Consider the following 23148-nt stretch of genomic DNA (forward strand, 5'->3'; position numbering starts at 1 on the left):
TTGGCCGGTCGGTCAGTTGGCTCGGCGGGAGTCGGTGACGGTCTCCGCCCGGTCCACCAGCACCCCGAGCGCCCGGAACCAGCGTTCGGCGAGGTCCCGTACCGCTTCCTCGGGCAGGACGCCGGGGGCGTAGGTCCAGTGGGCGGAGAGTTCGGGGCCGCCGGGGAGGTCCTCGGTCAGGGCGTTGACGGTCAGGGCGTGGGACAGGGGCATCCCGGGATCGGCTTCCAGGTCGGACGCATCGGCCTCGGGGGCGTACGACCAGTCGGTGGCCTCGGGGACTCCGAAGCGGCCCATGTAGTTGAACTCGATCTGCGGGCGGCCGAGTTGGGCCATCTCAGGGCCCGTCTCCGGGTTGAGGTACCGGAGCAGTCCGTGTCCGATGCCGGACATCGGCGGGGCGGTCAGGTGCTCCCGGACGCGGGCGAGGGCCGAGTCGAGCGCTGGGCCGCCGGCGAGCGCGTCGCCGAGGTCCACGGTCCCGGTGTCCAGCCGTACCGGGACGACCGTGGTGAACCAGCCGACCGTGCGCGACAGATCGGCGTCCCCGGCCAACTCGTCCTCGCGGCCGTGCCCTTCGAGGTCGACGAGGACGGACCCGCCGGACACGGACCCCCGCCAGTCGGCCACGGCGAGCGCGAGCGCGGTCAGCAGGACGTCGTTGACGCTCGCCCCGAACGCTGCCGGTACCCGGCTGAGCAGCGGCTGCGTACGGTCGGCCGGCAGGGTGAGCGACAGGTGGCGCGAGGCCTCGGTGACATCGCGTTCCGGATCGAGGGGCCGCAGCAGCGGAAGGGGGTCGGCGTCCGCCAACACCCGGTGCCACAGCGGGAGTTCGTCCTCGGTCACCGGCTCGGCGGCTCGCTGGGCGAGCAGCTCCGACCACCTGCGGAAGGACAGGTCGACCGGTGCCAGGGCGGGCGTCCGGCCCTCCTTCACCTCGCTCCAGGCGGCGGCCAGATCGGGCAGCAGCACCCGCCAGGACACCCCGTCCACCACCAAGTGGTGGATCAGCAGCAGCAGTCGGCCGGGGGTGTCCGGTCCGGCGTCGAACCACACGCCCTGGATCATCCGCCCGCCGTCCGGGTCGAGCCGCGTCTGCGCGGCCCGCGCCTGCTCGGCGACGACCTCCCGCAGGGCGGCCTCGTCGGCCCCGGCGACATCCGCCCGGACCAGCCAGGACTCCGGGGTGAGACTCCCCGTCGGCGGTACGTGCAGCGACCACCGGCCGATCCGCTCCAGCCGGGCCCGCAGCAGGTCGTGCCGGTCGGTGACGGCCTGGAGTACGGCGTGCAGCGCGGCCTCGTCGAGTCCGGCCGGGGTCTGGACGAACGCGGCCTGGTGGTAGCCCGCGATCGGCCCGCCGAGTTCGCGCAGCGCGTGCATGATCGGCGTCAGCGGCACGGTGCCGGAGCCGTCGTCGTGCGCGGGCCGCGCGGAGTCGGCGTCCAGTTCCGTGGCGACGGTGGCCAGGGCGGCGACCGTACGGTGCTGGAAGACCTGGCGCGGGGTGATCCGCAGCCCGGCCGCGCGGGCCCGGCTGACCAGCTGCATGGCGACGATGCTGTCTCCGCCGAGGGTGAAGAAGTCGTCGTCGGCGCTGATCTCGGGCAGGCCGAGGACTTCGGCGAAGCGGGCGCAGAGGGTGCGTTCGAGGTCGTTCGCGGGCGCCCGGCCACCGGCGGCACCGGTGAACTGCGGGGCGGGCAGGGCCCGGCGGTCGAGCTTGCCGTTGGAGAGCAGCGGCAGCTCGTCGAGGACGACCACGGCTGCCGGGACCATGTAGTCGGGCAGTGCGGCGGCGACCTGCGCGCGCAGCTCGGAGGGGTCCGGGGCTGTGGTGCCCTCGGCCGGGACGACGTACGCGGCCAGTTGCTTGATCCTCGGCCGGTCCTCGCGGGCGACGACCACGACCTGGCCGACCGTCGGCTGCCGGTCGAGGACGGCCTCGATCTCGGCGAGTTCGATACGGAAGCCGCGGATCTTCACCTGGTCGTCGGCGCGGCCGAGGTATTCGAGTGTGCCCTCGGTTGTCCAGCGTGCCAGGTCACCGGTGCGGTACATGCGTGAACCGAGTTCACCAAAGGGATCGGCTGTGAACCGTTCGGCCGTGAGTTCCGGGCGACCGAGGTAGCCACGGGCCAGCCCCTCCCCCGCGAGATACAGCTCACCGGTGACACCCGGCGGCACGGGCCGCAGCCCGGCATCGAGCACATACGCACGTGTGTTCCCCACGGGCCGCCCGACGACCGGCCGCTCGCTCTCCCGTACCCGCGCGGCGAGCGCGTCGACGGTCGCCTCGGTCGGCCCGTACAGGTTGAAGGCCTCGGTGTTCGGCAGCGCGGCCAGCTCGCTCCACAGTGCGTCCGGCACGGCCTCGCCTCCCACACCCACCACCGCGAGCGGGCACTGCCCGTCCCTGATCAGCCCACTGTCGGCCATCTGGGCCAGGAAGGAAGGCGTGACCTCGATGAAGTCGATGCCCTCCGCCCGGATGGCGGCGGCGGTCAGTTCGGGGTCGCGGCGTGTCTCGTCGTCGAGGATGTGCAGCGCGTGCCCGTCGAGCAGCCACAACTGCGGCTGCCAGGACGCGTCGAACGAGAACGACCAGAAGTGCCCGACCCGCAGATGCCGCCGCCCGGTGTTCGCCTTGGCCAGATCGTGCAGGGCACGCCGGTGACTGTGGAAGAGGTTCGCCACACTCCGGTGGCAGACCACGACCCCCTTGGGCCGCCCGGTGGAACCCGAGGTGTAGATGACGTACGCCGGGTGCTCCGGATCGGGACCGGCGGCCGGGTTGTCGGCGGGCTGCGCGGCCAGTCGTGCGGTGGTGTCGTCGGTGTCGAGCAGCAGGCGCGGTACGTCGCTGTCGGGCAGGCCGGCGGCGAGCGCCTCGGTGGTGAGGACGAGCTGGGGTTCGGCGTCGTCGAGCATGGCGAGTACGCGCTCGGCCGGGAGATCCGCGTCGATCGGGAGATAGGCCGCACCCGACTTGAGGACGGCGAGGATCGCGAGCAGGAAGTCCGCCGTGCGCGGCAGGGACAGGGCGACGATCCGCTCGGGTCCGGCGCCGTGCTCGGTCAGCAGTCGGGCGAGCCGGTTGGCGCGCTCGTTCAGCTCGGCGAAGGTCCAGGTGACCGGCCCGGCGACGACCGCGACGGCGTCCGGTGCAGCGGCGACCTGCGTCTCGAAGAGTGCGGGCACGGTGGCCAGCCCTCCGCTGTCCGGCAGGCGGGCGTCATTCCAGGTCTCCAGGAGGGTGTGGCGTTCCTCGGGGGTGAGGATGTCGACGCGGCCCAGCGGCTGCTGGGCGTCGGTGGTCATCGCCTCGAAGAGTCGGACCATGGCGGCGGTGATCCGTTCGGCCGCCGCCCGGTCGAACAGGTCGGTCCTGAACTCGGCGGTCAGGCGCAGCCGTTCGGCGGGCTCGACGGCCCAGGCGAACGGATAGTGCGTCGAGTCCTGATGGTCGCGCACCTCCATCCGCAGTCCGCCGCTGCCCTCTCCGCCGATCTCCCCGCCGTCCGGGTAGGACTCGAAGACGACGAGCGTGTCGAACAACTCCCCCAGCCCTGCCCGCCGTTGGATGTCGGCGAGCCCGAGGTGCTGGTGGTCGAGGAGCCGCGACTGCTCGTCCTGGAGCCGGTCGAGGAACGCGGCGAGCGACTCGCGCTCGTCGATACGGACCCGCACCGGCACGGTGTTGATGAACAGCCCGATCATCGCTTCGACACCGGCAAGCTCCGGCGGCCGACCGGACACGGTCGCGCCGAACACCACATCGGTACGCCCGGTGAGTCGACCGAGTACGACACTCCAGGCGCCCTGCACAAGGGAGTTGACGGTCAGCCCGCGCGAACGGGCCAGCGCGGTCAGCGCCTCGGTCAGCTCGGCGGACAGGAAGGTGGTGAGCGTCTCGGGCACGACCGGCGCCCGGTTGGGGTCGGCGGGGACGAGATGCGTGGGCTCCTCAAGCCCGTCGAGGGCTTCGGCCCAGGCGGTGGCGGAGGCGTCGGCGTCCTGCTGCCCGAGCCAGGCCAGATACTCCTTGTACGGAACGGGAGTTGGGAGTGCGGAGGAGGAGACGGTCTCCCCTTCCGCGTAGAGCGCGGACAGTTCGGCCGCCAGCCGGGGTACCGACCAGCCGTCGAGCAGCAGGTGCTGGTGCGACAGCACGAGCCGGTGCTTCACGTCTCCGACCTTGGCCAACATCAGCCGCAGAAGCGGGGGTTGGGCCGGGTCGAAGCGTCGGCGCTCCTGGTCGAGCGCCTTGGTCCACCGCTCCTCGCGGGTGTCGGCGTCGAGTTCCGAAAGGTCGAGCTGTCGCCACGGTAGTGCGGCGGCACGCGGTACGACGGCCACGGGGCGCCCCGACGTCAGGTACCGGAAGCCTGCTCGCAGGTTCCCGTGCCGGTCGAGCAGCGCCTGACCGGCGTTGCGGAGTCGTACGGCGTCCAGCGGGCCGTCGATGTCGTACGCCACCTGCACGGTGTAGACGTCCGGTCCCTCGTCCCCGGAGTCGAAGGAGGCGTGGAACAGCAGCCCTGCCTGGAGCGGCGTGAGCGGCAGTACCTCGGTGGCGCCGAAGGCGGCGACCTCGGTGCGCTCCTCGTCGGTGAGCGCGAGGAGGGCGGTGAGCGATGCGTCGGTGGCCGGTGTGTCGCCGGTCCCGTTGTCGCCGTTCAGGTCACGGGCCGCGGCGGCCAGCCCGGCGGCCGTCTTGTGACGGAAGACGTCACGCGGGCTGACCGCCAGCCCGGCCGCACGCACACGTGCGACCAGCTGCATGGCCACGATGCTGTCGCCGCCGAGGGTGAAGAAGTCGTCGTCCACGCCGACTCGTTCGAGGTTCAGTACGTCCGCGAACAGGCCGCAGAGGATCTCCTCGCGCGGGGTGCGCGGGAGCGTGTCGGTGGTCTCGGCAGCGAAGTCGGGGGCGGGGAGGGCACGGCGGTCGAGCTTGCCGTTGGGGGTGAGGGGCAGCGCGTCGAGGACGACGAAGGCGGCGGGGACCATGTGCTCGGGGAGCGCGGCAGCCGCGTGGGCGCGGAGGGCGTCGGAATCAGGCGTACCTCCGGGAACGGCTGGTACGACGTACGCCACCAGTCGCTGATCGCGGGCGACGACACTCACGTGCCCGACGGTCTCGTGGCGGGCCAGGACCGACTCGATCTCGCCCAGCTCGATCCGGAACCCACGGATCTTCACCTGGTCGTCGGTCCGGCCGAGGTATTCGAGTGTTCCCTCGGTTGTCCACCGTGCCAGGTCACCGGTCCGGTACATGCGTGAACCGAGTTCACCAAAGGGATCGGCTGTGAACCGCTCCGCTGTCAGCCCCGGGCGACCGAGGTAGCCACGGGCCAGCTGCACACCGGCGAGATACAGCTCTCCCGCCACGCCCGGCGGAACGGGCCGCAGTGCCGCATCCAGAACGTACGTACGCGTGTTCCATACCGGACGACCGATCGACACCCGGCCGGATGCTTCGGAGACCTGACCTGCAGTGACGTCCACCGACGCCTCCGTCGGCCCGTACAGGTTGTGCAGCTCGGCCGGCAGCACGGCGTGGAACCGCTCCGCGAGTTCGAGAGGCAGTGCCTCGCCGCTGCACAGGACGCGGCGCAGGCCCGTGCAGCTCGCGGCGGCGGGCTCGTCGAGGAAGGCGCGCAGCATGGAGGGCACGAAGTGCAGGGTGGTGACGGCCTGTTCCCGGATCAGCTCGGCCAGGTAGACGGGGTCCTTGTGCCCCTCGGGCTTGGCCACCACCAGCACGGCGCCGGTGATCAGCGGCCAGAAGAACTCCCACACGGACACGTCGAAACTGGACGGCGTCTTCTGCAGCACACGGTCGTCGCCGGTCAGCCCGTACTCCCCCTGCATCCACAGCAGACGGTTCACGATACCCTCGTGCGGCACGACAACACCCTTGGGGGTGCCGGTCGACCCGGACGTGTAGATGACGTACGCAGGACTCAACGGGTCGTACGAATGCGGGAGTTCAGCACCCGCCGGTCCGTCCGGGAGCGCGTCCCTGATGACGGTCACCGGGTGGGCGTCCGCCAGCATGAAGGCCAGCCGCTCCTCCGGGTAGTCGACGTCCAGGGGCAGGTAGGCCGCTCCGGTGCGGTGGACCGCGAGCAGGGCGATGATCAGCTCGGCGGAGCGGGGCAGTGCGACGGCGACGGTTCGTTCAGGACCGGCGCCCAGGCCGGCCAGGACGCGTGCGGTGTGCTCGACGCGGGTGTCCAACTCGGCGTAGGTCAGGCGCTGTTCGCCGAAGACGACGGCGGTCGCGTCCGGCGTGCGGGCCACCTGCGCCCGGAACAGCTCGGGCAGACTGGTGGACGTCACGTCGCGGGCGGTGCCGTTCCAGTCGCCCAGAACAAGCTGCCGCTCGGACTCCTCCAGCACCTCCAAGTCCCGTACCAGCACGTCGGGTTCGGCCACCACCTGCTTCAGGAGCCGCACCAGCCGCCCCGCGAGTCGCTCGACCGTGGTGTGGTCGAACAGGTCGGCGCTGTACTCGATCCAGCCCTGGATACCGGACCCGTCGCCCTGCTCGATGAAGTCGAAGCTCAGATCGAACTTGGCGCTCTGCTGCCGGAGCGGCTCTCGGCTCACCGCCAGCCCCGGGAAGTCGGGGCTGCCGCCGGGGTCGCCGAGGTAGACGACCATGACCTGGAACAGGGGGTGCCTGGCCAGTGAGCGGGTCGGGTTGAGGGCCTCCACGAGGCGTTCGAACGGCAGGTCCTGGTGCTCGTAGGCGGCGAGATCGGTGTCGCGCACCCGGTCGAGCAGTTCGGCGAAGGTCGGGGCGCCCGACAAGTCGGTACGCAGGACAAGGGAGTTGACGAAGAACCCGACCAGGTCCTCCAGCTTCTCGTCGCCACGGCCCGAGATGGGGGCGCCGAGCGGGATGTCGTCCCCGGCGCCGAGCCGGTGCAGCAGGACGGCCACGGCTGCCTGGGCGACCATGAACATGCTGACGCCGTGCCGGTGCGCGAGGCCACGCAGGGCCCGTTCGAGTTCGCCGTCGAGGGTCAGCCCGACGGCACCGCCGCGCTGGCTGCCCTCCGGCGGACGCGGGCGGTCGACCGGGAGGACCAGCTCCTCGGGAAGTCCGGCCAAGGCCTGTTCCCAGTAGGCGAGTTGGCGGGCGTGCAGGCTGGCGGGGTCGGAGTCCTCGCCGAGGAGCCGGTGGTGCCACAGGGTGTAGTCGGCGTACTGCACGGGCAGCGACGCCCACTCCGGCGCACGGCCTTCGCATCGGGCCTGGTAGGCCATGGCGAGGTCGCGCCAGAGCGGGCGGTCCGACCATTCGTCGCCGGCGATGTGGTGCAGGACGAGGAGCAGGACGTATTCCTGCGGAGCCGTCTCGAACACATGGGCCCGCAGCGGCGGTTCACGGTCCAGCTCGAAGCCACGCGCAGCAGCCTCGTCCAGCCGGTTGGAGAGTTCCCCCTCGGTCACCCGCTCGTGGTGCACGGGGATCTCGAACTCGGCAGGATCCAGGATGAGTTGGTGGGCGCGGCCGTCCTGCTCGGGGAACACCGTGCGCAGACTCTCGTGGCGCACTGCGAGATCCCGGACAGCGGTGGTCAGTGCATCGAGTCGCAGGGCACCGGTCAGACGCCAGGCCGCCGGGATGTTGTACGTGGCCCCGGGGCCGTCGATGCGGTGCAGCAGCCACAGTCGCTGCTGGGCGAAGGACAGGGGCAAGGGTTCGCCCCCGTCCCGGTCCCCATCCCGCTCCCGGCCCATCGGTGCGAGCGTGGGCAGGGTCGTGTCGGTGCCCTCGCCGAGACGCTCGGCCAGGCGGGCGGGTGTGGGCGCCTCGAAGACGGTGCGGACGGTGAGGTCGGTGCCCAGGGCCGTACGGACACGGCTGACCAGCCGCATGGCGAGGAGCGAGTGACCGCCGAAGGCGAAGAAGTCGTCGTCCACGCCGACCCGTTCGAGGTTCAGCACGTCCGCGAACAGGCCGCAGAGGATCTCCTCGCGCGGGGTGCGCGGCAGGCTGCCCTCGCCCGTACCAGCCACCGCCGCCGCCGCCGAGAAGTCGGGGGCGGGTAGAGCCTTGCGGTCGAGCTTGCCGTTGGGAGTGAGGGGCAGCGCTTCGAGGACGACAAAGGCGGCGGGGACCATGTGCTCCGGGAGCGCTGCGGCTGCGTGTCGGCAGAGTGCGGCGCTGTCGATCGCAGCAGCAGTGACGGCGGCTACAACGACCGGGACGACGTAAGCGACGAGCCGCTGATCACGGGCGACGACACTCACATGCGCGACCGCCTCGTGGCGGGCCAGGACGGACTCGATCTCGCCCAGCTCGATCCGGAACCCACGGATCTTCACCTGGTCATCGGTCCGACCCAGGTATTCGAGTGTTCCCTCGGTTGTCCACCGTGCCAGGTCACCGGTCCGGTACATGCGTGAACCGAGTTCACCAAACGGATCCGCTGTGAACCGCTCCGACGTCAACCCCGGACGACCGAGATAACCACGCGCCAACTGCACACCAGCCAGATACAGCTCACCCGCCACACCCGGCGGAACCGGCCGCAGCGCACCATCCAGAACATACGCACGCGTGTTCCACACCGGACGACCGATCGACACCCGATCGGTCACCTCCGTCACCTGACCCGCCGTGACGTCCACCGACGCCTCAGTCGGCCCGTACAGGTTGTGCAGCTCAGCCGGGAGTACCGCACGGAAGCGCTGGGCCAGCTCGTCGGGCAGCGCTTCCCCACTGCACATCACCCGCCGCAGTCCCAGGCAGCCCGCCGCCGAGGGCTCCTCCAGGAACAGCTGGAGCATCGACGGCACGAAGTGCACGGTCGTGATGCCCTGCTCCTGGATGACCTCGGCCAGATAGGCGGGGTCCTTGTGTCCCTCGGGCTTGGCCACCACCAGCGCGGCGCCGGTGATCAGCGGCCAGAAGAACTCCCACACGGACACGTCGAAACTGGACGGCGTCTTCTGCAGCACACGGTCGTCGCCGGTCAGCCCGTACTCCCCCTGCATCCACAACAAACGGTTGACGATGCCTTCGTGCGGCACCACAACACCCTTGGGCCGCCCGGTCGACCCGGACGTGTAGATGACGTACGCAGGACTCAACGGGTCGTACGAATGCGGGAGTTCAGCACCCGCCGGCCCGTCGGGAAGCGCGTCCCTGATGACGGTCACCGGACGGGCATCCGCCAGCATGAACGCCAGCCGCTCCTCCGGATAGTCGGCGTCCAGCGGCAGATACGCCCCGCCCGCACGATGTACGGCGAGCAGCGCCACCACCAGGTCGACCGAGCGGGGCAGCGCGACGGCGACCGTCCGCTCGGGGCCCACTCCCATGCCTGCCAGCACGCCCGCCGTACGCTCGACGCGCTCGTCCAACTCGGCGTATGTCAGCCGCTCTTCGCCGAAGACCAGAGCCAGTGCGTCCGGTGTACGGGCCACCTGGGCGCGGAACAGCGCGGGCAGGCTGGTTGCCGCCACCTCGCGGGCGCTGCCGTTCCAGTCACCCAGAACGAGCTGCCGTTCCGACTCCTGCAGCACCTCCAAGTCCCGTACCAGCACATCGGGTTCACCGGCCACTTGCTCCAGCAGCCGCACCAGGCGCCCGGCAGTCCGGGTGGCCGTCGGTTCGTCACAGAGGTCGGTCGCGTACTCCAGGAGAAGGGTCAGACGGTCCGAGTCGTCCACGAAGGTGAAGTGGAGGTCGAACTTGGCCATGCCGGTGTCCATGTCGAACCAGTCGGTCGGCATGCCGAGCACATCGGGGTCGCCGTCGGGCCGGTAGTGGTAGCCCAGCATGACCTGGAAGAGCGGGTTGCGGCCGGGCACACGGGCCGGGTTGACGGCCTCGACGACCTGGTCGAAGGGCAGGTCCTGGTGCTCGAACGCGGCCAGGGACGACTCCCGCACCCGCGCGATCAGTTGACGGAACGTCAGGTCGTCGCCCGACACGTCCGTACGCAGCACCAGCGTGTTGACGAAGAAGCCGACGAGGTCGTCGAGCGCGTCGTCCGTGCGGCCCGCGATGGGGGCCCCGAGCGGGATGTCGTCCCCGGCGCCGAGCCGGCGCAGCAGCGCGGCCGTGGCGGCCTGGAACAGCATGAACATGCTGGTGCCGGTGGTGCCGGACAGGTCGCGCAGGGCCAGGCCGGTGTCGGCGGGCAGCTCCAGCCGGACCTTGGCACCGCGCCCGGTGGGCTCGGCGCGGCGGGGCCGGTCGAGGGGCAGGTGCAGTTCCTCGGGGAGGCCGTGCAAAGTCTCGGTCCAGTGGGCGAGTTGGGCCTCGCCGACCTGGCCGAGCAACTCCTCCTGCCAGAGGGTGTAGTCGGCGTACTGCACCGGCAGCGGCGCCCACTCGGGGGCGCGGCCCGCGCGCCGGGTGCGGTAGGCGGTGGTGAGGTCGGCCAGGAACGGGCGGTCGGACCACTCGTCGGTGGTGATGTGATGGAGCACGACGGCCACGACGTGATCGGCCGGACCGAGCCTCAACACCTCACACCGCATTGGGAGTTCGCTCGTGAGGTCGAAGGGGCGGCGCTGCGCCGACTCGATCAGTTCGGCCAACTCCCCCTCCCCGCAGTCCGTCACGGTGAACTCGGGGTCGGCCTCGGCCGCCGAAACGATCAGCTGGTACGGCTCACCGTCCTGCTCGGGGAACACGGTCCGCAGTGCCTCATGGCGGCCCGCCACGTCCCGTACGGCCGCCCGGAGCGCGTCGAGGTCCAGGTCGCCGCGGAGTCGGAAGACCAGCGGGAAGTTGTAGGCGACGCCGCTGCCGGTGATCCGTTCGACCAGCCACAGCCGACGCTGGGCGGCCGACAGCGGGATGCGCTCGGGTCGGGCGGTGGGGGCGACGGCCGGTCGGGCCGGGCGTGAGGTGTCGGCGCGGGCCGCCAGCTGCTCGGGCGTGGGCGCCTCGAACAGGTCCCGGATGGCCAGTTCGGCGCCCAGTTCGGTGCGGGCCCGGCTGATCAGACGGGTGGCGAGCAGGGAGTGGCCGCCGAGGTCGAAGAAGCCGTCCTCGGCGCCGACTTCGGGCAGGCCGAGCACTTCGGCGAAGAGCCGGCAGAGCACCTCTTCCTGCGGGGTGCGCGGGCCTCGGCCGGTGCCGAGGGCGACGGCCGGTTCGGCGTCTGGCAGGGCGCGCACGTCCAGCTTGCCGTTGTCGTTCATGGGCAGCCGGTCGAGGGTGACGAACGCGGCCGGGACCATGTAGTCGGGCAGCCGCTGCTTGAGGTCGTCGCGGAGCTGCCGGATCAGGCTGTTGGCGTCGCGGGCGGCCGTCGGCGAGTTGGCGTACGGGGCCGCTCCGCCGCCGGGGAGATAGAGCCCGGCGGTGAGTGAAGGTACCTCGCTGGGGACGAACACTGCGTCGTACGTACCGGGTTGGTCGCTCCAGGTGGTCAGGACGCGGTACCCGAGTTCGGCGGCGAGGTCACGCAGCGTCTCCGGGTCGACTCCCCCGGCGGCGCCGATGCGGGCGTCCGGGATGCCGGTGAGGCGCAGCGGCACGGCAGCCAGCAGCTCGGCCAACTCGCCGGCGTCGGCACCGAATTGGTCGGCGTCGAAGGGGACGGTCGGCACATCGGTCAGCAGCAGGCCGGGCTCGTCGGCGTACAGGACTGCGTCGTAGCGGTAGCGGGTGAGTTCGTTGTGGTGGCGGGCCTGCTTGGTGCGGAGGTCGACGCCGTAGCCGAGAGTGGTGAAGTAGTCGGGGTCGACGAGGAGTTCCTTCTCCAGGCGCAGACCGCGTTCGACGGCCCGGCCCAGCGCGTCGCCGCTGACGCCCTTCGCTTCCTGGATCTCGGTCTGGAAGGTGCGGGCGAGCCGCAGGTTGCGGACGTCGCCGACGAACAGCGCGCCGCCGGGGGCCAGTAGCTCCATCGCGCCCCGGATGACCGAGGTCAGGTAGTCGATGCTGGGGAAGTACTGGATGACGGAGTTGATGACGATGGTGTCGAAGTAGCCGTCGCCGGGCAGGCCGGTGAGGTCGTCGGCGGGCTGGGCGCGGAGCGTGACCCTTGAGGCCAACTCCGGGTCCTGGAGCAGCTCCTGGCCGATCTTGCGGATGACGGGGGCGGCGAAGTCGGTGGCCCAGTAGGTCTCCGCGTCCGGGGCGAGCTTGGACAGGAGCAGGCCCGAACCGACGCCGATCTCAAGGATCCTGCGGGGTGCCAGTGAGCGGATGCGCTCCACGGTGGCCTCGCGCCACTCCCGCATGTGGTCGAAGGGGATGGGCTGTCCGTCGTAGGAGGAGTCCCAGCCTGCGTACTCCTCGGTGAAGACAGCGGTGCTGATCTCCTCGTACTCGTCGGAGTAGATCTCCTGCCACTCGCCGACCTGGTCACGTTCGGCGGAGTCCCGGTCGGTGCCCGCGAGTTGGGCGGGGACGACGTATCCGACGAGGCGCTCGTCGCGGACGATCACGGCGGCGTGGGCGACCCGGTCGTGCTGGGCGAGGGCGGTCTCGATCTCGCCCAACTCGACGCGGTAGCCACGGATCTTGACCTGGTCGTCGGTACGGCCGAGGAAGTCGAGGTTGCCGTCGGGGTTGCGGCGCACCAGGTCGCCGGTGCGGTACATGCGCTCGCCGGGCTCACCGAACGGGTCGGCGACGAACCGTTCGGCGCTGAGGGACGGCCGGTTGAGGTAGCCGCGCGCCAGACCGATACCGGCGATGTACAGCTCACCCGGGACGCCCTCGGGGACCGGGCGCAGCCAGGCGTCCAGGATGTGGGCGCGGGTGCCACGGATCGGACGCCCGACGGTCGGGGTCGCACTGTCAAGCGTGCCGCCGCCCAGGGTGTTGATGGTGTACTCGGTCGGCCCGTAGAGGTTGTAGCCGTACGTGCCCTCTGTGTCGCGGAGCCGGTTCCACACCGTCTCCGACACGGCCTCGCCGCCGAGCAGCACCAGCGGCAGGCGGTGGCCCTCCAACAGCCCTTCCTCGATGAGGAGATGGGCGTAGGTCGGGGTCACGTTGACGACGTCGACGCGATGGCTCTCGCAGTACGCGACCAGGGCCTCGGCGTCACGCCTCAACTCCTCGTCGCAGATGTGGACTTCATGCCCCTCGACCAGCCACAGCAGCTCCTCCCACGACATGTCGAAGGCGAAGGACACGGTGTGCGCGATACGCAGCCGCCGCCCGCCCGCCGACGCGATCGCCGGTTCGAAGATCTCCTTCTGGTGGTTGAGCTGCATGTTGGTCAGACCCCGGTACGGCGTGACGACGCCCTTGGGGCGGCCGGTGGAACCGGAGGTGTAGATGACGTACGCCGGGTGCTCCAGGCTGAAGGCGACGGACACCAAGTCGCCGGGCAGCGCGGCCAGTTCGGCGGCGATCGCCGGGTCGTCGAGCAGCACGCGCGGCGTCTCGCCCACCAAGCGCGCCGACACTGCGGCGGTGGACAGCAGCATCGTCGGGCGGGCGTCGTCGAGCATCGCGGCGAGCCGGTCGTCCGGGTAGTCCAGCTCCAGCGGGAGGTAGGCGGCACCCGTGCGCAGTACGGCGAACAGCGCGACGACCATGTCCAGGGAGCGAGGCAGGCCGAGGGCGACGACGCGCTCGGGGGCGGCGCCCCGCGCGATCAGCAGCCGGGCCATCTGGTTGATGCGGGTGTCGAGTTCGGCGTAGGTGAGGGTGCGGTCGCCGAAGACGACGGCCGTCGAGTCGGGGGTGGCGGCGGCCTGGGCGGCCAGCAGGTCGGCGATCGTCTCCGTGGGGTCGGGGACGCGTCCGGCGGCGCGCTCGTGCTCCAACTCGTCGTGTTCGGCGGGGAGTAGCGGGTTCAGGCCGCCCACCGGGGCGTCGAGGTCGTGGGTGAGGCGGTCCAGGAGGAGGGTGAAGCGGTCGAGCAGGTCCTGGGCCTGGGGGCGGGCGATGACGTCGGCCCGGTGGGTCAGGGTGACCTGGATGGAGCGGCCCGGGGTGACAACCAGGTTGACCGGGTAGTGGGTCGCGTCGACGTTGGCGACGGCGGTGGCGCCGTGGCGGTCGCTCAGCTCGGCGAGCCGTTCCTCGGTGTCGTTGTTGCGCAGCACGAACAGGGTGTCGAAGAGGCGTCGGTGCCCGGTCTCGGCCTGGAGCACGCCAAGGCCCAGGTACTCGTACGGCATCACGGCGAGCCGCTCGTCCTGGACACGGCGCAGCAGCCCGAGGACCGGCTCGGCCGGGTCGTAGGCGATGCGGGCGGGGACGGTGTTGAGGAACATGCCGATGACGTTCTCGATGTCCGGCACCTCGCTCGGCCGGCCGGCGACGGTCGTGCCGAACACGACGTCGGTACGACCGGTCGCGCTCGCCAGGGTCAGCCCCCAGGCCGCGTTGAGCACGGTGTTGAGGGTCAGCCCGTGGAGCCGTCCGATGGCTCGCAGCCGCTCGCCCACCTCGTCCGGGACGAGGGTGTCGAGGCTGGCCGGGATGTCCGGTTCCAGGCCCTGGTCGGCGGCGGCGAGCAGGGTGGGCTCGTCGAGTCCGCCGAGGGCGCGGCGCCAGGCGCCGGTGGCGACGGCCGTGTCCTGGACCTCCAACCACGTCAGGTAGTCACGGTAGTTGCCGGGCGCGGGCAGGGTGCTCGCGTCGCCGCCGTTCTCGTACAGGGCGAAGAGTTGGTCGAGGAAGATCCAGGCGGACCAGCCGTCCCAGAGGAGCAGATGGCGCCCGACGACCAGCCGGTCGCCCCGGTCCGCGCCGAGGCGGACGAGGAGGATACGGAAGAGCAGCGGCCGGGTGAGGTCGAAGCGGCGGGAGCGCTCCGCATCGGTCAACTCCCGTAGCCGCACGTCCTGTTCGGCCTCCGGCAGCCCGGAGAGGTCGACCTCTTCGAGCGGGATCTCGGGGTCGCGCACGATGAACTGCACCGGCTGGCGCAGGCCCTCGCTGGTGAACCCGGCGCGCAGGCTGGGGTTGCGGGACAGCAACACCCGTACGGCGGCGCGGAGTCGGTCGGTGTCGAGGGGTTCGGCGAGGTCGAAGGACTCGTGGACGGTGTAGACGTCGAGGGCGCTGTCGTCGTACGTGGAGTGGAAGAACAGGCCTTCCTGGAGCGGGGCCAGCGGCCAGATGTCCTCGACGGGGTCGGGGCTGAGCCGGTGGACGCGCCCGGTCTCCTCGGCCGTGAGGGTGAACGAGGAGCGCAGGGCGGCCACTTCGGCCACGGGCGCCGCGGCTACGGCGAGGGCGGCCGGGGTGCGGTGCTCGAAGACGTCACGCGGATTGAGATCCAGGCCCGCCCGACGGGCGCGACTGGAGACGCCGATGGAGGTGATGCTGTCGCCGCCGAGCATGAAGAAGTCGTCGTCTATCCCGACCTCTTCGAGCTTCAATACGGCCGCGAAGATCCCGGTGAGGGCGTACTCCCGCTCGTTGCGCGGGGCGCGGGTCTCCGCCCGTACCGCCTGCGGGGCGGGCAGGGCAGCCCGGTCGAGCTTGCCGCTCGGGGTGAGCGGGAGGGCGTCGAGGACGACGTAGGCGGCCGGGATGACGGCGGCGGGCAGTTCCTCGCCGAGCGCGGTCTGGAGTTCGGCGGGCGGCGGGACCTCGGCGTCGCGGGCCGGGACGACGTACGCGACCAGCTGACCACCGTTGACGGTGACGGCGGACTGGGCGACCGTCGGCTGACGGGTCAACGCGGCCTCGATCTCGCCGAGTTCGATCCTGTTGCCCCGGATCTTCACCTGACGGTCGGTACGGCCGAGGTACTCGATCACCCCGTCGGCCCGGCGGCGCACGAGGTCACCGGTGCGGTACATACGCTCGCCGGGCCCACCGTACGGGTCGGCGACGAACCGCTCGGCGGTCAGCTCCGGCCGGGCGTGATAGCCGCGCGCCAGCTGAACACCCGTCAAGTAAAGCTCGCCGGGGACCCCTTCGGGCGCGGGACGCAGGCAGGAGTCCAGGACACGCAGGCCCGTGTTCCACACCGGCCGCCCAATGGGCACGGTGGTCCCGGGCGTGCCGTCGTACGGGTGGTAGGTGACATCGACGGCCGCCTCGGTGGGGCCGTACAGGTTGTGCAGCGGTACGCCGGTCAGCTCGCGCCAGCGGGCGGCGGCGGCGCCGGGCAGGGCCTCGCCGCTGCTGAAGACGTTGCGCAGGGACGCGGCCCAGGTCGGGTCGGTGGTGATCTCGTCGGACTGGAGGAACGCCTCCAGCATCGACGGCACGAAGTGCATCGTGGTGATGCCCTGTTCGCTGATCAGCCCGGCGAGATAGGCGGGGTCGCGGTGTCCGTCCGGGCGGGCGAGGACCACGGCGGCGCCCTCGCACAGCGCCCAGAAGAACTCCCAGACGCTGACGTCGAAGCTGGCCGGGGTCTTCTGCAACACCCTGTCGGCGGCGGTCAGTTCGTAGGCGCCCTGCATCCAGGCCAGCCGGTTGGCGATGGCCCGGTGGGTGACGACGACACCCTTCGGACGGCCGGTGGAGCCGGAGGTGTAGATCAGGTAGGCCGGGTCGTCGGGGTGAGCGGGGAGCGGGTCGGGGCCGACCTCCTCGGACGGGGCGTCGAGCAGTAGAAGGGCGTGCCCCGAGGGGAGTTGGGGAGCCGTCGCCGAAGTGGTGACCACCGTGCCGGCACCGGAGTCAGCGAGCATGTGCGCCACCCGGTCGGCCGGGTAGTCAACGTCGACCGGCAGGTAGGCGGCGCCCGACTTCAGCACGCCGAGCAGCGCGACCATCAGTTCGGCCGAGCGGGGTACGGCGACGGCGACGACTGTGCCGGGACGCGCGCCCCGGGCTGTCAGCCGACGCGCCAACTCTCCAGCTCTGGTGTCGAGTTCTGAGTAGGTGAGCGTCTCGCCCTCGTACACGACTGCCGTGGCCTGCGGACTGCGGGCCGCCTGAGCCTCGAAGGCCGCCGCGAGGGTCGTGCCGGGGATGTCCCGGTGTTCGCCCGCCGGGTGTGCGTCGAGGAGTTCCTCGGCCGACAGCAGGTCCACGTCGGCGGCGGACTGCCCCGGGTCGGCGGCCAGGGCGTGCAGGATGCGGGAGAGACGGTCCGCGATCCGGCGTACGGCGTCGGCGTCGAGTCGCTGGGCGTGGTGCTTGAGCCGCAGGTCGAGGCGTCGGCCGGGCTTGACGATCAGGGCGAGCGGATAGTGGACGGCGTCGTGGAACTCGTGGCCCGTGAGGCGGAGGGTGCCGGTCGGGTCGGCGAGGTCGGTCGCGGCCGGGTAGTTCTCGAAGACGACGAGGGTGTCGAAGAGTTCACCGGCGCCCGCGAGGCCCGCGACGCGCTGGAGTTCGGCGAGACCGAGGTGCTGGTGGTCCAGCAGCTGGGACTGCTCGTCCTGGAGCCGGCCGAGGAGACCGGCGAGGGTGTCGGAGGGTTCCCAACGGAAGCGCGTCGGGAGGGTGTTGATGAACAGGCCGATCATCGACTCGATGCCCTCGACCTCGGCGTCACGCCCCGAGACGGTCGTACCGAACACCACGTCCTGGCGTGCCGTGAGCCGTCCGATGAGCAGTCCCCAGGCGCCCTGGACGACCGTGCCCAGGGTCACGCCGTTCTCCCGCGCCCGCGCGGCCAGCCGGGCGGTGACCTGCTCCGACAGTTCGAGGCGGATCTGCGCGGGCTCGACGGGCGTACCGTCGGCCGGGGTCTCGACCAGGCGGGTGGGCTCCTCGACCCCGGCAAGAGCCGTACGCCAGGCGGTGCGCGCGGCCTCGCGGTCGGCGGTGGCAAGGCGGCGCAGGTAGGCGCTGTAGGGCGCGGGCTGCGGCAGCGCGGCCGGGATCTCCCCGTAGGAGGACATCAATTCGCGGTGCAGGACCGGCAATGACCAGCCGTCGACCACGATGTGATGGAACGTCAGGAGCAGTCGGCTGCGGTGTTCGTCGAGGCGGATGAGCGCGCAGCGCATCAGGGGCGGGTTGGCGAGGTCGAAGCGGCGGGCGCGTTCGGCGGCGGCGACCGCGTCGGCCAGCGGGACGCGAGCGGGCCCGTCGTGGACGGTCAGGTCGACTTCCCGCCAGGGCAGTTCGAGGCCCCCGGCGATGATCTGCACGGGCTGCCCGTCCGGGCTGCGGCGGAAGCAGGCGCGCAGCGGGGCATGCCGGTCCAGGACGCGCTGGGCGGCCTTGCGCAGGGCTTCGCCGTCGACCGGGCCGGTCAGTTCGAGGGCCTGCTGGACGACGTACGCGTCCAAGTCCGCGCCGTCGACGAGGGAGTGGAAGTAGAAGCCCTCCTGGAGGGGGCTCAGCGGCAGAGCCTCCTCCACGGTGACCGGGAACTCGCCCTGGATCTCGGCGAGTTCGATCGAGTCGAGGACGACCAGCGGGGCGTTCGACTCCGCGTCCTCCTGGACTGGCACCTCCCCGGCCGCTGCGGCGAGCGCGGCGACCGTGCGGTGCTTGAAGACGTCCCGGGAGCTGAGGCGCAGTCCGGCGCGGCGGGCGTGGACGAGGAGTTGGATGGCGGTGATGCTGTCCCCGCCGAGGGCGAAGAAGTCGTCGTCGATGGTGGCCGAGCGCAGGCCGAGGACGTCGGCGTAGGCCGCGCAGAGGAGCTCCTCGCGGGCGTCCCGGGGCGGGCGGCCCGCGCTGAGGGCGCCGTAGTCGGGGGTCGGGAGGGCGGCGCTGTCGAGCTTGCCGCTGGGGGTGACCGGGAGGCGGTCCAGGGGGACGACGGCCGCGGGGACCATGTACTCGGGGAGTTGGTCGGCCGCGTACGAACGCAGCGCCCGCATCAGGGCGTTGATGTCCCGGAAGGGTGCCGGGCGGTTGGCGTGCGGGGCCGTGCCGGAGGGGCGGTAGAGGCAGGTGAGCGGGGTGTCGCCGAGGGCGAAGACGACGTCGAGGCTGCCGTCGTCGGCGGTGCCGTTCCAGGTGACGGCGGTCCGGTGGCCGTGGCGGGCACCGAGGGCGTGGAAGACCTCGGGGTCCGGGGCGTCCGCCGTACGGCTGCTGTCGTCCAGCGCGGACAGCGCGGCCAGGTCCTCGGCGAGCCGGGCGTTGGGCACACCGGTGACGCGGAGCAGTGCGGGCCCGTCGGCCAGGAGGGCTTCAAGTGCCTCGGGCCCGCTCCAGACGACCTCCGTACCGGCGACCGGCTCCGCAGCCGCCGTCTGCTTGCTGAGGACGACGTCGTAGCGGTACCGGGTCAGTTCGTTGTGGTGGGCGCCGCGCTTGACGTGGATCTCGGCGTCGAAACCGTCGAGGGCCGCGAAGTAGTCGGGGTCCAGGAGGAGTTCGCCCTCCCAGGCGACCGATCGCTCGACGGCGGCCCGCAGTCCCTGCTTGTCCTCCGTGTCGTCGGTGCGGCGGCTCTCGACGGCCGCGCGCAGGCAGCGCAGCAGCCGGGCGTTGCGGACGTCGCCGATGAACAGCCGGCCGCCGGGGGCGAGGAGCGTGCCGACCGCCCGGACGACATCGGTCAGGTAGTCGGCGCTCGGGAAGTACTGGGCGACGGAGTTGATGACGACGGTGTCGAAGTAAGCGGCCGGAAGTCCGCTCACGTCGTGGGCGGGCTGGGCCGACAGCCGTACGCGGTCGGTGAGTTCGGGGACCGCGTCGATCTGGGTGCGCAGGGCGCGTACGGCCTCCTCGGAGAGGTCGGTGCCCCAGTACTCGTCGCAGTCGGGCGCGATGCGGGAGAGGATCAGACCGCTGCCGACGCCGATCTCCAGCACACGGCGGGGCGCGAGTTCCGTGATGCGGGCGACGGTCGCCGCACGCCATTCGCGCATCTCCTCGACGGGGATGGGCAGTCCGTCGTACATGCTGTTCCAGCCCGCGAAGTTCTCGCGCAGGCCCGCCGGTCCGTCCGTGCCGCCCTCCGATCCGGCGGCGGAGTAGAGCAGTTCGTGCAGGTCCTTCCACTCCTGGACCTGGTCGGCGGTGTCGTGGCCGGCCGCGTCGCTGTCCAGCGCGGGCACGACGTACGCGGCGAGGCGCCGGTCGCCGGGGCGGTCCTCGCGTACGACGACCGCGGCCTGGTCGACCGCCGGGTGGGCGCGGAGTACGGACTCGATCTCGCCGGGCTCGATACGGAAGCCTCGGATCTTCACCTGGGAGTCGGCGCGGCCGAGGAACACCAGGCGGCCGTCGGCCTGCCAGCGGACCAAGTCGCCGGTGCGGTAGAGGCGTTCGCCCGGTGCGCCGAACGGGTCGGCGACGAACCGCTCGGCGGTCAGGTCGGGCCGCCCGAGGTAGCCGCGGGCGAGCCCGGCGCCGCCGAGGTACAACTCGCCGGGGACACCGGCCGGGACGGGCTTCAGGCGAGCGTCGAGGACGTATGCGCGCGTGCCCGGGTCGGGGATGCCGATGGGGACGATGGAGCCGGCCGGGATGTCGGGGTCGCACAGACCGAGGGTGGAGTTGGTGGTGGCCTCGGTGGGGCCGTACGCGTTGAACATCATCCTGCCGCGCGCGTACCGCCCGACCAGCTCGGGCGAGACGCGTTCGGTGCCCGCGAGCAGGGTGGCGGGCGGGAGTTCGATGTCCTCGGGCATCGCGGCCAGCAGGGCGGGCGGAAGGATCATGAACGTGATGCCGTGCGCGTGGGCGTAGTCGGCGAGCGGCGCGGCGGGCACCCGCAGTTCGCTCGGTACGACGACGAGCCGGCCGCCGGAGAGCAGGCCGAGGCACAGGTCCCAGAAGGCCACGTCGAAGCTGGGCGAGGCGAACTGGAGCACCCGGCTGTGCGGGCCGATCCCGAACCGCTCGGTCTGCGTGGCGACCAGCTTGGCGACGCCCGCGTGGGTGAGGACGACGCCCTTGGGGCGGCCGGTGGAGCCGGAGGTGTAGATGACGTAGGCGGCGTTGGCGATCGTCAGCGAGGCCGAGTCTGCGCCCGCGGGCTGCCGCCTCTCCAACTCCCGTACGGTGTCCGGCGTGTCGAGGACCAGGATCTCCGTGCCGTCGTTCGCCGGGATGTCCTCGGCGACCTCGGGCGTGGTGACCAGGCAGACGGGGTGGGCGTCACCGAGCATGTAGGAGATGCGGTCGGCCGGGTAGTCGGTGTCCACCGGAAGGTAGGCGGCGCCGGACTTCAGGACCGCGACCTCGGCGACGATCAGCTCCGCCGAGCGGGGCACCGCGAGGGCGACCACCCGCTCGGGTCCGGCGCCCCGGGCGATCAGTGCGGCGGCCAACCGGCCCGCGCGGTCGTCGAGTTCGGCGTAGGTGAGCGAGATGTCCTCGAAGACCAGCGCGATCTCGTCCGGGCGCTGCCGTACCTGGTCGGCGAACATCTCCGGCCAGGTGCGCAGCGGGACGGCATGGTCGGTGTCGTTCCACTCGCGTAGGACGCGGCCGTGCTCCTCGGCGCCGAGCAGCTCCAACTCGCCGACAGGGGTGTGCGGGTGGGCGAGGGCGTCGGCGAGCAGGGTCGTGTAGTGGTCTGCCATGCGCTCGGCGGTCGCGGCCTCGAAGAGGTCCTCGCGGTACGTCACCCGCAGTTCACCGGCGTGGACGGCGAGGGCGAGGTCGAGCCGGTCCTCCCCACCAGACACATTGCCGAAGGCCGTGTTGAACAGCAGTCCGCCGCCCCGGGTGGGCTCCGGCCTCAACCACTCGACCAGCGTGGCGTGTTCGACCTGGTGGGCACGGGCCTCATCGTGCGCGTCGGTCACCTGCCGTACGAGGTCCGTGAAGGACGCGCCGCCGTCGACAGCGATCCGCAGCGGCAGACCCTCGTACCCGAAAGTGATGTCGTGACCGCCGCTGTAGCGGTGCAGGAGGGCGGCGTACGCGGCCAGCAGAATCGATTCGCTGACCGTCGCCGCCGCTGGCGCTGGCGCTGGCGCTGGCGCTGACGGCGTCACCGTCAGCGGGCGGCGAAGCGTGTGCCGTTCACCGGTGGGGCGCAGTGGGTACGGGAAGTCGACCGGGAGAGCGGTCTCCTGCGGGAGCGGTTCGAGCAGCCGTCGCCAGAAGGCCGAGAGCGCGCCTTCCGCGTCGTCGTCGATACCGGGCACACGTACTTCGAAACCGGACACAGGCGACCGTGCCTCCAGGGTGTACGGACCGGCTCAGCCGGAGGACCGCGGGCCATACTAAGGTAAGCATTACCTAACCAAAAGACCCCAGTCCCGGCGGACCCTCTTCCCACCACTACTATTAAGGTCTGCCTAACCTAAGGGAGTTACCCGTTGGAGACCGCACGGTGACGCGGGGCAGAAGGGTTCGCCCCGTTCTTCTTGTGGCGGTGCTGGGCGCCGTCCTGCTCGGACTGTGTCTTCTGTCACTCGCCCTCGGCGCGGCCAGTATTCCGCCCGATCAGGTGGTGCGAGCGCTGTTCGGTGACGCGCCCAGCCGGTTCGTCGACAACGTCATCTGGTCGGCGCGGGTTCCTCGTACGACTCTCGGACTGGCGGCCGGGGCGGCGCTCGGTCTGTCGGGCGCGCTCATGCAGGCACTGACCCGCAATCCGCTCGCGGACCCGGGGATCCTCGGGGTGAGCGCCGGTGCCTCGTTCGCGATCGTGCTGGCCGTCGGAGTGTTCGGATTCGGGTCGTTCTACGGGTACGTGTGGTTCGCGTTCGCGGGTGCGATGGCGGCCAGCGTCCTCGTGTACTTCCTGGGCAGGCTCGGGCGCTCCGGGCTCACCCCGGTCAAACTGGCGCTCTCCGGCATCGCGGTGACCTCCCTCCTCTCCTCCCTGACCAGCGCGATCGTGCTGACCGACGCCGACGCGCTCAACCGCTACCGCTTCTGGTCAGCGGGTTCGATGGCCGACCAGGACGGCGACACCGTCCTGCGGATCCTGCCCTTCCTCGCCGTGGGCGCACTGCTTGCCTTCGCCAGCGCTCCCGCCCTCAACAGCATGGCCCTGGGCGACGACGTGGCGGCCTCGCTCGGCCGACGGCTCGGCCTGGTCCGGCTCCAGGGCGTCACCGCGGTCACCCTGCTGACCGGGGCCGCCGTCGCGGTCATCGGCCCGGTCGTCTTCATCGGGCTCGTCGTACCGCATGTCGCCCGGGTGCTGGCCCAGTTGGCGGGGATCGGCCCCGACCAGCGCTGGTTGCTGCCGATGTCCGCCGTACTCGCGCCGAGTCTGCTGCTCGCGGCGGACATCATCGGGCGGCTGATCGCCCGACCCATCGAGGTCCAGGCCGGGGTGATCGTCGCCTTCATCGGCGGGCCGTTCTTCATCGCCCTGGTGCGGCGGCGGAAACTGGCGGAGGTGTGAG

General features: G+C 71.4%; 2 protein-coding genes. One reads left to right on the forward strand and one right to left on the reverse strand.

Annotation, left to right across the window (positions count from 1 at the left end; translation table 11 throughout):
• Positions 1 to 12: 12 nt before the first annotated feature.
• Positions 13 to 21954, reverse strand: coding sequence for a non-ribosomal peptide synthase/polyketide synthase (locus ACWDR4_RS12005; RefSeq protein ID WP_450407126.1), 21942 nt, complete (start codon positions 21952 to 21954; stop codon positions 13 to 15).
• Between the two features lie 167 nt (positions 21955 to 22121).
• Here ACWDR4_RS12005 and ACWDR4_RS12010 point away from each other — a divergent pair, with 167 nt between their 5' ends.
• Complete coding sequence (locus ACWDR4_RS12010) at positions 22122 to 23147, forward strand: FecCD family ABC transporter permease (RefSeq protein ID WP_450407128.1); 1026 nt, start codon at positions 22122 to 22124, stop codon at positions 23145 to 23147.
• Position 23148: the final 1 nt, after the last annotated feature.

This window comes from Streptomyces sp. NPDC000878, from assembly GCF_053599695.1.